Source organism: Paraburkholderia sp. BL27I4N3 (genome assembly GCF_003386115.1).
Taxonomy (GTDB): domain Bacteria; phylum Pseudomonadota; class Gammaproteobacteria; order Burkholderiales; family Burkholderiaceae; genus Paraburkholderia.
Genome location: NZ_QREJ01000001.1, coordinates 3,651,634 through 3,665,823 on the forward strand (window position 1 = coordinate 3,651,634; position 14,190 = coordinate 3,665,823).

At 63.1% G+C, this 14,190-nt stretch carries 11 protein-coding genes; 6 read left to right on the plus strand and 5 right to left on the minus strand.

The annotated features are described in order from the left end of the window. Positions 1-20 precede the first annotated feature (20 nt). Positions 21-809, plus strand: coding sequence for a sulfite exporter TauE/SafE family protein (locus B0G71_RS16495; protein ID WP_116119051.1), 789 nt, complete (start codon positions 21-23; stop codon positions 807-809). A 57-nt stretch (positions 810-866) separates the two neighbouring features. On the opposite strand, the gene B0G71_RS16500 is transcribed toward B0G71_RS16495, so the two are convergent. Together B0G71_RS16500 and B0G71_RS16505 are read right to left on the minus strand one after the other, a co-directional pair. Further along, entirely contained in the window at positions 867-1,115 is a 249-nt protein-coding gene (locus B0G71_RS16500) for a hypothetical protein (protein ID WP_106284444.1), read from the minus strand. Between the two features lie 247 nt (positions 1,116-1,362). After that, entirely contained in the window at positions 1,363-1,716 is a 354-nt protein-coding gene (locus B0G71_RS16505; protein WP_116142783.1) for a BON domain-containing protein, read from the minus strand. A 603-nt stretch (positions 1,717-2,319) separates the two neighbouring features. Here B0G71_RS16505 and B0G71_RS16510 point away from each other — a divergent pair. The 3 genes from B0G71_RS16510 (at position 2,320) to B0G71_RS16520 (ending at position 5,808) form a co-directional block, all read left to right on the plus strand. Then, positions 2,320-3,813, plus strand: a complete 1,494-nt coding sequence (locus tag B0G71_RS16510; protein ID WP_116142785.1) for a TAXI family TRAP transporter solute-binding subunit — start codon at positions 2,320-2,322, stop codon at positions 3,811-3,813. Positions 3,814-3,906: 93 nt separating this feature from the next. Continuing rightward, positions 3,907-4,557 carry a 2-hydroxychromene-2-carboxylate isomerase gene (locus B0G71_RS16515; RefSeq protein ID WP_116142787.1) on the plus strand — a complete coding sequence of 217 codons (651 nt, stop codon included), beginning with the start codon at positions 3,907-3,909 and terminating at the stop codon, positions 4,555-4,557. A 270-nt stretch (positions 4,558-4,827) separates the two neighbouring features. Beyond that, positions 4,828-5,808, plus strand: coding sequence for a LysR substrate-binding domain-containing protein (locus B0G71_RS16520; RefSeq protein WP_116142789.1), 981 nt, complete (start codon positions 4,828-4,830; stop codon positions 5,806-5,808). A 70-nt stretch (positions 5,809-5,878) separates the two neighbouring features. On the opposite strand, the gene xdhC is transcribed toward B0G71_RS16520, so the two are convergent. From xdhC to xdhA, 3 genes are all read right to left on the minus strand, one after another. Beyond that, complete coding sequence (xdhC, locus tag B0G71_RS16525; protein WP_258875618.1) at positions 5,879-6,445, minus strand: xanthine dehydrogenase accessory protein XdhC; 567 nt, start codon at positions 6,443-6,445, stop codon at positions 5,879-5,881. A gap of 69 nt (positions 6,446-6,514) precedes the next feature. Then, complete coding sequence (gene xdhB / locus B0G71_RS16530; RefSeq protein WP_116142793.1) at positions 6,515-8,881, minus strand: xanthine dehydrogenase molybdopterin binding subunit; 2,367 nt, start codon at positions 8,879-8,881, stop codon at positions 6,515-6,517. A 33-nt stretch (positions 8,882-8,914) separates the two neighbouring features. Beyond that, a complete protein-coding gene (gene xdhA, locus B0G71_RS16535) occupies positions 8,915-10,438 on the minus strand; it encodes a xanthine dehydrogenase small subunit (protein ID WP_116142795.1) in 1,524 nt (507 codons plus the stop codon). Positions 10,439-10,828: 390 nt separating this feature from the next. Between xdhA and B0G71_RS16540 the strand changes: the two genes are divergently transcribed. Next, the gene (locus B0G71_RS16540) at positions 10,829-12,040 is read left to right on the plus strand and encodes an MFS transporter (RefSeq protein ID WP_116142797.1); all 1,212 of its coding nucleotides are present in this window, start codon (positions 10,829-10,831) and stop codon (positions 12,038-12,040) included. 684 nt (positions 12,041-12,724) lie between these two features. Further along, entirely contained in the window at positions 12,725-14,158 is a 1,434-nt protein-coding gene (locus B0G71_RS16545; RefSeq protein ID WP_241974465.1) for a sialate O-acetylesterase, read from the plus strand. Positions 14,159-14,190: the final 32 nt, after the last annotated feature.

The window sequence follows — 14,190 nt, forward strand, 5'->3', positions numbered from 1 at the left end:
GACCGTCAGCGGTCCGCTCAATGGCACTTCCCCACATCGATCTGCTGTACTCCGTCTCCGGCCTGTTTGTCGGCTTTCTGGTCGGATTGACGGGTGTCGGCGGCGGCTCGCTGATGACGCCGATCCTCGTCCTGCTGTTCAACGTGCATCCGGCCACCGCGGTCGGCACCGACCTGCTGTACGCGGCGGCGACCAAGGCGACCGGCACGCTGGTGCACGGCCTGAAGGGCTCCGTCGACTGGCAGGTCACGCTGCGCCTCGCCGCCGGCAGCGTGCCGGCGGCCACCATCACGCTGATCCTGCTGCATCGTTATGGGATGGACACGCCCGGCGCCAGCCGATTGATCCAGGTCGTGCTCGGCGTGGCATTGCTGGTGACGGCGGTGGCGCTGGTGTTTCGTCCGCAACTCGCGGCACTCGGCGCGCGCAAACTGCGCACGCCGAGTCAGGGACGCACGCTCGCGCTCACCATGCTGACCGGCGCGGTGCTCGGCGTGCTGGTGTCGCTGACTTCGGTCGGGGCGGGCGCGATCGGCGTGACGGTGTTGCTGCTGCTCTATCCGCTGCTGCCCACCACGCGCATCGTCGGCTCGGACATCGCGCACGCGGTGCCGCTCACCCTGCTGGCGGGCGCGGGCCATTGGCTGCTGGGTTCGGTCGACTGGTCGATGCTGCTGTCGTTGCTGGTGGGATCGCTGCCGGGCATCGCGATCGGCAGCTATCTGTCGTCGCGCGCGCCGGACGCGCTGCTGCGCAACCTGCTCGCCGCCACGCTCACGCTGGTCGGCGTGCGCCTCGTGCTGGCCTGAAAACCGGCTGACGCCGAAACGAGCAAATCGACGCGCGGCAACGCGAAAGTCCCGCGGCTACTTGAAGAACCGGCAGGTCAGATCGGACTCGAACTGCCGGATCCATTGACCGTGATGATCGTGATAGGACTGCGCCCAGCCGCCGCGCCGCACGGTGACGAGACGCTCGTGCGCCACATCGCCCGGATCCGCACAGGCACTGATGTCGAAATGGGCCGGCGCGAAACCGTGCCGCGCGCACACCAGTTCGAAAGCCGCCCGATCGCCGATGGGTAGATCGGTATAACGCAAAAGCGGGGTTTCCATGGCGTTGACTCCGGTTCCCAACGCCTCACAGTACGCTCTGAAGTGCGTCGGCAGTGTGTCACAGCGCACAGACGGACCGCGGCCGTGCCGCCGGTCAGTTCGAAACGGCTGAGCCCTATCATCGCCGCGTCAATAATCGCCAGATAAAATAAAAAAAGGCTCCGGTTTTTGCCGGAACCCTGGTGCACGCCTGCTTCACACTGGCGCATGACGGCGTGAACCGCCCGCGCCAGTTGCCGCAGCCTGCTTACTGCTGCACAACGGTCAGCTTGTTCGACACCGACGTCACGCCGGCGACGCCCTTGGCGGCCTGGCCGGCAGCGTCGATCTGGCCTTGGTCAGGCACCGAACCCGTCAGCGTCACCGCGCCGCCACGAGCACGCACGGCGATGTTCGACACGTCGACACCTTGTGTCTTGGCCAGCACGCTACGCACCTTGCGGCCCAGTTGGCTGTTCGCCTTCTTGGTCGACTTGGCGCTCGCAGCGGGCGCGGCCATCGTGCCGGTTGCCATTGCGTCGCTTGCCTGAGCGTACACATTGCACGCCACCACCATTGCCACAACCGAACCCAGCGTTTTCAGAAAACCGACCGATTTCATAGCTTTTCTTCTCCTTTGCTTCACATTGGACCGCATCTACAAGCGGCTTCGTTACGACTTCCGGCGGCCATGCCAGGCGCGCGCGACAAGGCGCGGCCGGCAAACGGCCGACTATGGCAGTAACACGATGTGCGAGAGGCGAGAGAGGCCGATTGCCGTTGCCGCCCGCGATGACGGGCATGCAGTGCGGTACGAAAACCGGCAAGCCGCGAGGTCCGCCGACGCGCCCGGTTCTTGTGTGTCGTGCCGGGTCGCGCCGCGCAAACATCCGTTCGCGGCAGCGATGCACAATTTAATCTAGCCGGGCCGGAAGCGCAAAGGGTTTAGACGGGTTTAGTCATACTCGAGACGCTTAAGATGCGAATCGCGTCAGGCGCGCAGGCTGTCACGCCACGTTCACGATTTGTTACGGGTTTGTCGGCGCTGCCTGCCGCCACGCGTTTCGCCGGGCGGTCAATCTCAGGTACCATCGGCGCGACGCGCGCTGCCGCGCGGCTTGCGCGCCACTCACGGCAAGCGGGCCGGCGCGAGCGCTTCGCCCGGCTTGCGCACCGCCAAAGCGCCGCCCTTGTTCACCTTCGACCGTAGCCGTCACGTCATCCGATGAAGCCAGCCACCGGCCGCAAAAGCCCTCCCCGTCTCGTCGCCCGTTTCGTCGCGATCTCCTGGCGCGATCTCGCCGTCTCGTTCGGACCGATCCTGCTGATCGCCGCCGTCGCGATCTGGGTCGCCGTGCGGCTGATCCAGCCCGCGCCGCCCAGCACACTGACCATCAGCGCCGGCCCCGAAGGCAGCACCTTCTGGACCGCGGCGCAAAAGTACAAGACGATTCTCGCGCGCAACCGCATCACGCTAAACGTGCTGCCGTCGGAAGGCTCGTTGCAGAATCTCAAGCGGCTGTCGGACCCGAAGTCGAACGTCGATGTCGCCTTCGTGCAGGACGGCGTCGCGCCCGGCCCGGCGGCTGACGGGCTGATGTCGCTCGGCAGCGTGGCCTATGTGCCGCTCGCGATCTTCTATCACGGACCGACCGTCACGCGGCTTTCCGAGTTCAAGGGCGAGCGGCTCGCGGTCGGCGCCGAAGGCAGCGGCACGCGCGAACTGGCGCTCGCGCTGCTCAAGGCCAACGGCATCGTGCCGGGCGGCGCGACCAAACTGCTGCCGCTCTCCGGCGACGACGCCGCCGAGGCACTCGTCTCCGGCAAGGTCGACGCAGCCTTCCTCGCCGGCGATTCGGCGCAACCCGCGGTGATGGGCAAGCTGTACCGCACGCCGAACGTGCAGTTCTACGATTTCTCGCAGGCCGACGCCTACACGCGCCGCTTTCCCTACCTGACGCAACTCGAAATGCCGATGGGCGCGTTCGACCTCGGCAAGAACCTGCCGTCCGCGCCGATTCACATGGTGGCGCCGACCGCCGAGCTGGTGGCGCGCGACTCGCTGCATCCCGCGCTTTCCGATCTGCTCATCGAAGCGGCCCGCGAGGTGCACGGCAAGGCGAACATCATGCAGCGCGCCGGCGAATTTCCGGCGCCGCGCGCGCACGATTTCCCGATCAGCGACGACGCCGCCCGCTACTACAAGTCAGGCAAGAGCTTCCTCTACCGCATCCTGCCGTTCTGGCTCGCGAGTCTCGCCGACCGGCTGCTGGTGGTCGTCGTGCCGCTGATCGTGTTGCTGGTGCCGGCCTTGCGCCTCGTGCCTTCACTCTATGCATGGCGGGTGAAGTCGCGCATTTACCGCTGGTACGGCGCGCTGATCGCGATCGAACGCAGCGCGCTCAGCGATCATTCGCCGAGCGAGCGTGCCTCGCTGATCGAGCGGCTCGACGCGATCGAGGAATCCGTCAACGGTCTGAAGATGCCGCTTGCCTATGCCGATCAGTTCTACGTGCTGCGCGAGCATATCGGCTTCGTTCGCCAGCGGCTCATGCAAGCTCGCGACGCCCAGCGCGACGACGCCGCCAACGCAGCGGAAGGCACGCAGAACGATTCAGACGAGCGCGGCGCGGAACCCACGCCGCCCGCCGCGAACGAAGCGGCCGAAATCGGCGAAACACGCGACGGCAGCGACGAAGGCAACGCCAAACCATATTGACGGGTGCAAGCCGCGGCTGCACCGCGTAAGATCATTACAATTCCGACGGTGCAGCAGACGCGCCGTGCGGAACAGGCAATCCGGGAGACATTTATGACCGTTGGCATCGACGCCAGGCAACCACTGTGGTTTTACGACTTTGTCTCGCCGTTCACCTACCTGTTGCTGGAGCAGCACGACAAATGGCCGGGCTTCGACTTCGTGTTCACGCCGGTGGTCCTGAACGATCTGTATCGTCACTGGGGACAGCGGCCGGCTTATGGGGTGCCCTCGAAACGCACCTTCCTGTACCGGCACGCGCTGTTTCGCGCGGAGCAACTCGGCATTCCGTACAAGATGCCGCCGGCGCATCCCTTCGATTCCATGAAGCCGTTGCTGCTCGCCACCGCGGCGAAGGGCGACGTCAACTTCGTGCGCGAGATCTTTCGTTTCATCTGGCGTGAAGGCCGTGATCCGTCCACAGAAACAGCCTTTGCCGAGTTGTGCGACCGCGTCGGCATGCCCGACGGTCCGGAGATCATCAAAAGCGCAGCGGTGCTCGAGCAATTGCAGCGCAATACGGCGGATGCGATCGGCCTGGGCGTCTACGGCGTGCCGACCTTCTTTCTGAACGATCAATTGTTCTGGGGTGAGGACGCGTTGCCCATGGTGCTGTACTGCGCGCGCACGCCGAACTGGCTCGAATCGAAAGAAGTCAAACGGATCAGTTCGCTGCCGTCGGGGCTCGCGGACATTCAAACGTAGGCGATACGTCAACGTAAAGCGGACAAAACGCGCAAGGCACGGCGCTTATGTGGCTCGCTGATGTGACTCGCTTGCGCGGCTTTGTCCCGGCAAAACAGCCCTGCTGATGCCGGCCATACCGGGCCCGCTATGCCGCTACACCGCAAACGGGCCTAAGGTTATGACCTTCGCGCCGTGCGCGTTGGCGCTGCGCGCTTGCGAGGGTTCTCGCGGGTGGCTGCGTGCGGCGCCTCACCGGATCCGATTCGTTTGCCCCGCCTTGCTTAAACCATGGACGACACCGCCGCTTCCCTCGATATCTGGCTCGTGCGCGTGCTGCGCACGCTGCTGGTCGAGCGCAGCGTCACGCAGACCGCATTGCGTCTGAATCAGACCCAGCCTGCCATCAGCACCGCGCTGCGCAAACTGCGCGAAACGCTGAACGACCCGATCCTCGTGCGCGGCAAGTCGGGCATGGTGCCGACCGAATATGGCGAATCGCTGCTGGCTTCCGCCCAACGCGTGCTGCGCGAAGTGGACTTCGTCGCGACGCCGCACGGCGACTTCGATCCCGGCCGCTCGCGCCGCACGTTTCGCGTGGCCGCGCCGGACTATCTGAACGACTTCTTCATGCCGACGGTGATCGCGCAGTTTCGCGAGGCGGCGCCGCATGCGCGGCTCGAGATCGGTTCGCTCAGCCCTTTGCTCGATTATTCCGCCGCGCTCGACGCCGGCGAACTCGATCTCGTAATCGGCAACTGGCCGAAGCCCGAGCCGCGTTTCGAGCGCAGCGACCTGTTCTCCGACACCGTGGTGTGCATGATGCGCGCCGATCATCCGTTGACGCGCATGCCGTTGACGCGCGAAGCGTATCTCGCCGCGCCGCATCTCGCGCCAACGCCGTATAGCGGCGCGAGCGGCGGCGCCATCGACATCGGCTTCGCACGGGCGCGCGCCGAGCGCCGCATCGTCGCCACGCTGCCCTACTTCGGGCTGGTGCCGCAGACACTGCTGCAATCCGATCTGATCTTCACGACGACGCGCCGCTTCGCGATGCACTACGCGGACATGTTGCCGCTCGCCGTGGTCGATGTGCCGATTCCATTTCCGCGCATCAAGTGCTATCAGTTGTGGCATCCGCAGCCGGACCGGCCGAGCGATGTCGGCTGGCTGCGTACGCTGATGTCTCAAGTGTCGGATACGCTGGTCGCGCGGAAGGTGCGGCGTGCGAAGCGGGCGCCCAAAAAAGAAACGTCAGCCGCAACGGGCTGACGTTTTTGAGTTTGCAGTTCGAAGGACGCCGGTCGAGCGCCTCATTCTGATCCGATCTATTGCTCAGACATCAGACACTCGCGCAGAGCCGCCGCGTCGCGGGTTGCGCCACGACCTGCCGCGTGCGAATCTGCAGCAACTCCGCGCACACCGCCACGGCGATCGCCGAAGGCGCCTTGTCGACGATGCCGGCCACGCCGATCGGACACGTCATCTCCACCAACCGGTCCAGATCCACGCCGCGATCGAGCAAACGACGCTCGAATTTCACGCGCTTCGTCTTCGAGCCGATCATGCCGAAGTAGGTGAAATCGCGACGCCGCATGATGCGCGCGGCGAGCGAGAAATCGAGTGCGTGGTTATGCGTCATGACGAGAAAGTAGGCGCCGGGCGGCGCCGTATCGACGATCGCGTCCGGCGTGTCGGTCGCTTCGACTTGCACATTGGCAGGCGTTTCGTCCGGGAACAGTTCGTCGCGCTCGTCGACCCACTGGACCACACACGGCAAGCTGCCGAGCAGCTTGATGAGCGCATGTCCGACGTGCCCCGCGCCGAACAGCACGATATGCATCGGTGCCGGACGCGGCATCTGGACAGCGCTGCGTCGGCCGATCTGAACGGATGAAAAATCGTTCATGGCGATCATTCCAGTGAGTGTGTTGTTCACGTGCTTCTTTCCCGGCTCATTGCTGCGCTACGGCCACGCTCATTGACGCGCCGCTACGGTTGCGGCCCGCACCGCGCCGACCGCCTTGAGAATTTCCTCGCTGGTCGCGGGCGCGTTCAGCGGCGGATTGACCTTATGGCCGCCGACTGCCGACACCGCATCGCGCACGGCGAAGAACACCGAGAACGGCAGCAGCAGCGGCGGCTCGCCGGTCGCCTTCGAACGATGGATGCTGTCCTCCGCATTGCGGTTCTTGAAGAGGCGCACACGGAAGTCGGGTGGCGTATCGTTGACGGTCGGAATCTTGTAGGTGGACGGCGCATGCGTCATCAGCTTGCCGCCCGCGTTCCACCACAATTCTTCGGTCGTGAGCCAGCCCATGCCTTGAATGAACGCGCCTTCCACCTGGCCGACGTCGAGCGCCGGATTCAACGAAGCGCCCACGTCGTGCAATGCGTCCGCGCGCAGCACGCGCATTTCGCCGGTCAGCGTATCGATCACCACTTCAGACACGGCCGCGCCGTACGAGTAGTAGTAGAACGGCCGGCCTTGCAGCTTCGATTGATCCCAGTAGAGCTTCGGCGTCGCGTAGAAACCGTCCGACCAGAGTTGAATACGCGCGATGTAAGCCTTCGCGATCAATTCTTCGAACGGCACGATTGCGTCGCCGACCACCACTCGGTCATGCATGAAACGCACTTCCGACGCGCTCACATTCCCCGCGCCGAAACGCTCGGCGGCAAACGCGGACAGACGCTCGCGTAACTGGCGCGCGGCGTCCTGCGCGGCCTTGCCGTTCAGATCGGAGCCTGTGGATGCCGCCGTCGCCGACGTGTTGGCGATCTTGCTGGTGTCGGTCGCCGTGACGCGAATGCGGTTGAAGCCGATGCCCAGTTCATGCGCGACCACCTGCGCAACCTTCGTGTTCAAGCCCTGGCCCATTTCGGTGCCGCCGTGATTCACCAGCACCGAACCGTCGGTGTAGATGTGCACGAGCGCGCCAGCCTGGTTGAAGTGGGTCACGTTGAACGCGATGCCGAACTTGACCGGCGTCAGTGCCATGCCCTTCTTCAGGATTTCATTGTTCGCGTTGAACTCGTTGATCGCAGCGCGACGCGCGCGGTATTCGCTGGTCGCTTCGAGTTCGTCGATCAATTCGTGGATCACGTTATCTTCGACGATCTGGCCGTACGGCGTCTGGTTGCGTTCGGTCTTGCCGTACAGATTGCGACGGCGCACGTCGAGCGAATCTTCACCCACCGAGCGCGCGACGTTGTCCATGATGTATTCGATCGCGAACGCGCCTTGCGGACCGCCAAAGCCGCGGAACGCCGTATTCGACTGCGTGTTGGTCTTGCCGCAGAAGCCGTCGATCGTCACGTCGGAGAGCCAGTACGCGTTGTCGAAGTGGCACAGCGCGCGCGTCATCACCGGACCGGACAGGTCGGCGGAGAAGCCGCAGCGCGAGGTCATGTCGACCGTCACGCCGTCGATCACGCCCTGGTCGTCGTAGCCGACTTCATACGTGTAGTGGAAATCGTGACGTTTGCCCGTGACCATCATGTCGTCGTCGCGGTCCGGACGCAGTTTCACCGGGCACAGCAGCTTCCATGCGGCGAGCGCGGCGCAGCACGCGAACAGACCCGATTGCGATTCCTTGCCGCCGAAGCCGCCGCCCATGCGGCGGCACTCGATCAGCACGTTATGCGACGCCACGCCCAACGCATGCGCGACCATGTGCTGCATTTCGGTCGGGTGCTGCGTCGAACAGTAGACGTGCATGCCGTCGTCGTCCTTGGGCACCGCGTACGAAATCTGGCCTTCCAGATAGAACTGCTCCTGGCCGCCGAGCAGCATTTCGCCGGCTTGGCGACGCGCGGCGCGAGCGATCTTCGTGCCCGCTTCGCCGCGCGCGAGTTTCATCGGCGGCAAGACGTGCTGGTTCGCGGCGCGCGCCTGTTGCGCGGTGAGAATCGCGGGCAGTTCCTCGTAGACGATTTCGGCGCGGCGCGCGGCGAGACGCGCGGTGTCATGCGACGTCGCGACCACGATAAAGATCGGCTGGCCGATGTATTGCACGAGGCCATCGGCGAGAATCGGATCGTCGCCGTGAATGATCGGGCCGACGTCGTTGACGCCCGGGATATCGTCGGCGGTAAAGATCGCGACCACGCCCGCCGTGGCGCGCACCTTGTCGAGCGAGATCGAGACGATCTTCGCATGCGCTTTCGACGACAAACCGAGCGCGGCGTGCAGCGTGCCGGCGAGCGTCGGAATGTCGTCGGTGTAGGTCGCGCGGCCGCTCACGTGCAGATGCGCGGACTCATGCGGACGCGAGACGTGGACCTGCGTGAAGTCGTCGAGCTCCTTGAGGTCTTTCAGGAACGGTTCGGCATGCTGATTCATTGTGTGTGTTCTCCGTATCCGTTGGGCTTCGGCTTAGACGCCTGCGGGCGCGCACGCCGCAGCGACCGCGCGCACATCCAGCGCGCTCTTGGGCAGCGGATTGTTCGGCCGCGTTTCGAGCCAGAAGCGGTACAGCGTGTTCTTCGCCGATTCGAGGCGATAGTTGCTGGTCGCGCGCATGTCCGAGAGCGGCGCGTAGTCGTTGCCGAGCGCGAGCATCGCGGCTTGTGCCGTGGCTTCGTGCCACTCGGCGTCGCGCAGCACGGCTTCGGCGTGCGTCGCGCGTTTGGACGTGGCCGCCATGCCGCCGAACGCGATGCGCGGCTCGCGGATCAGGTTGCCGTCGGCGATGAATGAGAACGCGGCGCACACGGCCGAGATATCCGAATCGAAACGCTTCGAGAGTTTGTAAGAGCGGAACTGCAAATTCTTCCGTACGCCGGTGCGTGACGGCACTTTCAGGCCGACGACGAACTCATGCTCCGCCATGTCCTTCTTCTGATACGCGAGGTACAGGTCTTCGAGCGGCATTTCGCGCTCGATCTCGCCGCCGCGCACAATTACGCGCGCGCCGAGGGCGATCAGGCCGGGCATCGAATCGCCGATCGGCGAACCGTTGGCGATATTGCCGCCGAGCGTGCCGGCGTTACGAATCGGCAGCGACGCGAAGCGCTGCTGCATTTCGAACAGTTCCGGGTACTGCTTGATGATTTCCGAGTAGGCCTTTTCGACGCTCACGCCGGCGCCGATCTCGATCCATTCGTCGTTGGTTTCGAGCTTCTGCAACTCGGCGATCTGCCCGACGTACACGATGTTGCCGAGATCTCGCATCATCTTGGTGACCCACAGGCCGATGTCGGTGCTGCCGGCGAGAATACGCGTGGCCGGTGCGGCTTCCTTGATCTTGGCGAGCGCTTCGACCGTGCGCGGCGCGTCGAATTGGCGGCCGGCGTGCTGATAATGGAAGGTGTCCTTGCGCTCGAGCGTGGCGAGTGTTTTCGACAGCGCTTCGATGTTGACCGGCGCTTTCGGCGCGGGCGCTTCGAACATGCGCACGGCGGCGTCGACGATCGGACGATAGCCCGTGCAGCGGCACAGGTTGCCGGTCAGCGCGTTGCTGATCGTCTCGCGCGACGGCACGGTCTTGTTCGCGCAGCTATGCTCGTGGCCGTGCTTTTCGTACAGCGACCACATCGACATGATGAAGCCCGGCGTGCAGAAACCGCACTGCGAGCCGTGGCACTCCACCATCGCTTCCTGCACCGGATGCAGCGAGCCGTCCGGCTGGCGCAGGTCTTCGACGGTGTAGAGCGCTTTGCCGTCCAGCGTCGGCACGAACTGGATGCAGGCGTTGACCGCCTTGAAGTCGATGCCACCCGCCGCGTTGCGCTCGCCGACCACGACCGTGCACGCGCCGCAATCGCCTTCGGCACAGCCTTCCTTGGTGCCGGTGCAGTGCGCGTCTTCGCGCAGATATTGCAGGACGGTGCGGGTGACGGGCGCGTCCTTGATCTCGCGGATCGCGTTGCGGTGGTAGAAGCGAATCGGCTCAGTCATGTCTCGTTACTCTCGAATGTTCTGTGTCCGTGGGGACGTGCGGCAGTGATGGTTCGAAAACTATCACCGTCAATAAATACAACCCATAGCTCGGATCGCATGCGGGACATATCCGCGAAAAGATATCGAGATGGATTTGGGAGGCGGTTGGCTTATGGTGATCATGATGTTTCGCTGTGTTTTTGTATTTTATGCCGCATAACGGACAGGTTCAGCGAGGGCGTATTGGCTAGCTTCGCTTAAAAATTAGGCACTGACGATGTGGAAACGGACCACTATATGGGTCCCGGAACGGATTTTCGTCGGATGAATTATTAAGCAAGTCCTGCAAGAGAATCGGTTCCATGGGAAAATCACGCCTTCCCGCCGATTTCAAGTCTCGTTTTCCCCATGTCCACCGACTCAGCGACACCTCGTAGCGAATTCGCGACGACCATGCAGATCATTCCGGTCGTCTTTTTCACGTTTCTTTGCTATCTGACGATCGGAATTCCGCTCGCGGTGCTGCCGGGCTATGTCCACGACGATCTCGGTTACAGCGCCGTGCTGGCGGGCGCGGCGATCAGCGTGCAATATCTGGCGACATTGGCGTCGCGGCCGCTGGCCGGCCGTTCTGCCGATACGTTGGGGCCGAAGCGGACTGTGACGATCGGTCTGCTGGGTTGTGGCGCGAGCGGGGTTTTGTTGCTGCTGGCTGTGCTGTGCGGGCGATGGCCGGTGGTGAGTCTTGGGCTTCTGGTCTGCAGCCGTCTTGTGTTGGGCTTCGGTGAGAGTCTGTGCGGCACGGGTGCGATTCTGTGGGGCATCGGCCGGGTCGGCACCAGCAACAATGCGCGGGTGATCTCGTGGAACGGTATCGCGACATACGGCGCGCTGGCAGTCGGCGCGCCGCTGGGCGTGGCGATCGAGCATACGGTTGGGTTTGCCGCATTGGGGATTCTGGTGGTTCTGCTCGCGGCGCTTGGTTTTTATCTGGCTCGTCCGATCGCGCCGGTGCCGATTGTGCATGGCGAGCGCATGTCGTATCGGAGTGTGTTCACGCGGGTGTTGCCGCACGGGATTGGGTTGGCGCTCGGTTCGGCCGGGTTTGGGTCGATCGCTACTTTTATCACGCTGTTTTATGCGGCCAGGCATTGGCCGAATGCGGCTTTGTCGTTGACGGTGTTCGGGACGCTGTTTATTGGCGCGCGGTTGTTGTTTGCCAATACGATCAAGACCTACGGCGGGTTTCGGGTCGCGATTGCTTCGTTTTCGTTTGAGTGTGCCGGGTTGTTGATGTTGTGGCTGGCGCCCGAGCCTCATATTGCGCTCGCCGGCGCGGCTTTGACCGGATTCGGATTTGCGTTGGTGTTTCCGGCGCTCGGGGTCGAGGCTGTGGGGCTCGTGCCGCCGGCTAGCCGGGGAGCGGCTTTGTCGGCTTATTCCGTGTTTCTGGATCTCTCGCTTGGGATTACTGGGCCGCTGGCCGGGTATATCGCGGGGGAGTTTGGGTATGGGTCGGTTTTCCTCTTTGCCGCTGTGGCGGCTGCTGCAGGGGTGGGGTTGTCTACTTTGCTTTATCTTCGGAATGCTAAGGTGACTAATTTGCCTGCGGCGTTGTGAGGGTTTGGGTTCTTTCGGTTTTGGCCTTTCCTTGAATTCTCGGCGGTTTATTAGCGTCGCCCCTGTGCGGGGCAGGCACCCACTTTCTTTGCCGCCGCGCAAAGAAAGTAGGCAAAGAAAGCCGTTTCACACTGCTAGCTCATAAGCGGGCCCCCGCGCCGCCCTCGCTAGTGGTGCATCTGGAATCTGTGCTCTCGCACATTCCGCTCCTGTGGACACAACAGTCATCCCTCTCGACTTGCGCTGCGCGGTCGCTTCTGGCGCGGTCTGATATCTTGTTCTCTGGCGTTTACTTCATTAGACGTCTGGACGTCTTCGCTGCGCGTCCTCCGTATGTTCGATGCCTCCGCTTTCGTACGAGGTCGCACATAACGCTTATATCGTTCCCCCTACAATCGTCCGGCGCAGATGAACGATAAGGATGATGCAATGCGTTTCGCTTACCCCGTCCTGTTGGCAATCGTGTGCTGCGCATGTTCGCAGCAAGGTAATCGTGCGGCCGTCTCCTCAGAAGATCATCGCGTCGACAGCGCAGTGCACGCATGGAGAGACAATTTCGATCCCCTGTGGCGATATAACCGTTCGACCTGCGGAGCCGACGCCGTCGCGCTCGCGGCTGTGAAAAGTCTGTTCCAGCAGCTCTTACATATATCGACGGCCACCGCCTGCGATCGTTTGACCGCGATGCCCGAAACTTACAGCACGCAAGTCGATGGCAACCAGGCAAGCGTGGTCGTGCAAAACGTCGACGGAAGACCGGGTAGTCAGATTCGCTTCACGCTCACATCGTCGGCTAATACCTGGGCAGTGCAGAAGGTGTCGGCCGTAAGCGCGTTGGCTACGACGACTATCTTCGACGCTACGCAGCCCGGCTCTGGCGACGGTCGCATCGAGCCGGCTTACTCGGCATGGATTCCGCATGGCGCTGCGCCGTGGGATATTACCCACGTCATCAGCTACGGTCAGTCGCTCAGTCAGGGCTTCTATAACCGGCCTGTGCTGTCCACCCACCAACGCTATTCTTCGTTGCGCTTCAATGGCGGCGTGCGGGTTCAAGACAGCATTCAAAGCGGAAACGTCGAGGTCGCCTACAAACAGTTCGTCCCGTTAGTCGAGACTCAATGGGGCGACAAGGCCGAGACACCGACCAGCGGCACGCTGAATATGGCCATGCAACTGATCGAACAGGAGAACCTGCAAAATCATGCGGACATCCCCTATCGGTTCGTTGGCTCTGCGCCCGGTGAAGGATCGATGGCTATTGCGACGCTGTCGGAGCCTGGACGCTATTACTCGCAGTTGCTGCGCGACATCGCTCAGGCAAAGCGGCTTGCTGACGCCGAAGGCAAAACATACGGCATCGGCGCCATCACGTGGACGCAAGGGGAAGCTGACGATTCCAGCCAGACCTCCATTCCGACTTACGTGGCGAAGCTGCGGACGCTGCGCGCCGACGTCGACCGGGACGCGAAGGCGATGACCGGACAGAAGCAGGACGTCGAAATGATCACCTATCAGTTGGCCACGCATCGCCGTTTCGACCAGCGCTATCCGCATATCGCGCTCGCTCTGCTGCAAGCCAGCCACGAAGATCCGCACATTCATCTGGCTGTGCCCATGTATCTCTTTCGCTACATCGATGGCGGACACACCGACAATCGCAGCACCGAATGGATGGGCGCTTATTACGGCTTGGTGCTGAAGCGGATTCTGATCGACCGTGCCACATGGAAGCCTCTCGAGCCGCTGAGCTGGCAACGCGACGGCACGACGGCCACGCTGCGCTTCAATGTTCCCGCGCCGCCGCTCAAATGGGATACGACGCAGGTTGCCGGCAATTCGGATTATGGCTTCTCGCTGCGTCTACCTTCCGGCGCTCTACTGCCGATCCGTTCAGTAGCGATCACTGGAGCCGACGAGGTGGAAATCATCGCGCAATCGCCGATCCCCGCGGGTACGCACGTCGAATACGCATTCAATGGTGCGGGCGTCGCGGGCAGCCGCTATGGTCCGCGCGGCAATCTGCGCGATTCGCAGGGCGACGCGATCCGCTTCAACGACGGACGTGAATCGATGCGCCTCGACAACTGGTGCGTGATTTTCGATGTATCGCTTTAGCACATCGTGAACGGCCGGCGGCATCAAGCGCA

What these genes read in the sequence shown, in the direction of transcription:
- B0G71_RS16495 (WP_116119051.1), top strand. Translation starts at nt 21, where the DNA reads ATGGCACTTCCCCACATCGATCTGCTGTACTCCGTCTCCGGCCTGTTT.
- xdhB (WP_116142793.1), bottom strand. Translation starts at nt 8,881, where the DNA reads ATGAATCAGCATGCCGAACCGTTCCTGAAAGACCTCAAGGAGCTCGAC.
- B0G71_RS16505 (WP_116142783.1), bottom strand. Translation starts at nt 1,716, where the DNA reads ATGAAATCGGTCGGTTTTCTGAAAACGCTGGGTTCGGTTGTGGCAATG.
- xdhC (WP_258875618.1), bottom strand. Translation starts at nt 6,445, where the DNA reads ATGAACGATTTTTCATCCGTTCAGATCGGCCGACGCAGCGCTGTCCAG.
- B0G71_RS16515 (WP_116142787.1), top strand. Translation starts at nt 3,907, where the DNA reads ATGACCGTTGGCATCGACGCCAGGCAACCACTGTGGTTTTACGACTTT.
- B0G71_RS16540 (WP_116142797.1), top strand. Translation starts at nt 10,829, where the DNA reads ATGTCCACCGACTCAGCGACACCTCGTAGCGAATTCGCGACGACCATG.
- B0G71_RS16545 (WP_241974465.1), top strand. Translation starts at nt 12,725, where the DNA reads ATGCCCGAAACTTACAGCACGCAAGTCGATGGCAACCAGGCAAGCGTG.
- B0G71_RS16510 (WP_116142785.1), top strand. Translation starts at nt 2,320, where the DNA reads ATGAAGCCAGCCACCGGCCGCAAAAGCCCTCCCCGTCTCGTCGCCCGT.
- B0G71_RS16520 (WP_116142789.1), top strand. Translation starts at nt 4,828, where the DNA reads ATGGACGACACCGCCGCTTCCCTCGATATCTGGCTCGTGCGCGTGCTG.
- B0G71_RS16500 (WP_106284444.1), bottom strand. Translation starts at nt 1,115, where the DNA reads ATGGAAACCCCGCTTTTGCGTTATACCGATCTACCCATCGGCGATCGG.
- xdhA (WP_116142795.1), bottom strand. Translation starts at nt 10,438, where the DNA reads ATGACTGAGCCGATTCGCTTCTACCACCGCAACGCGATCCGCGAGATC.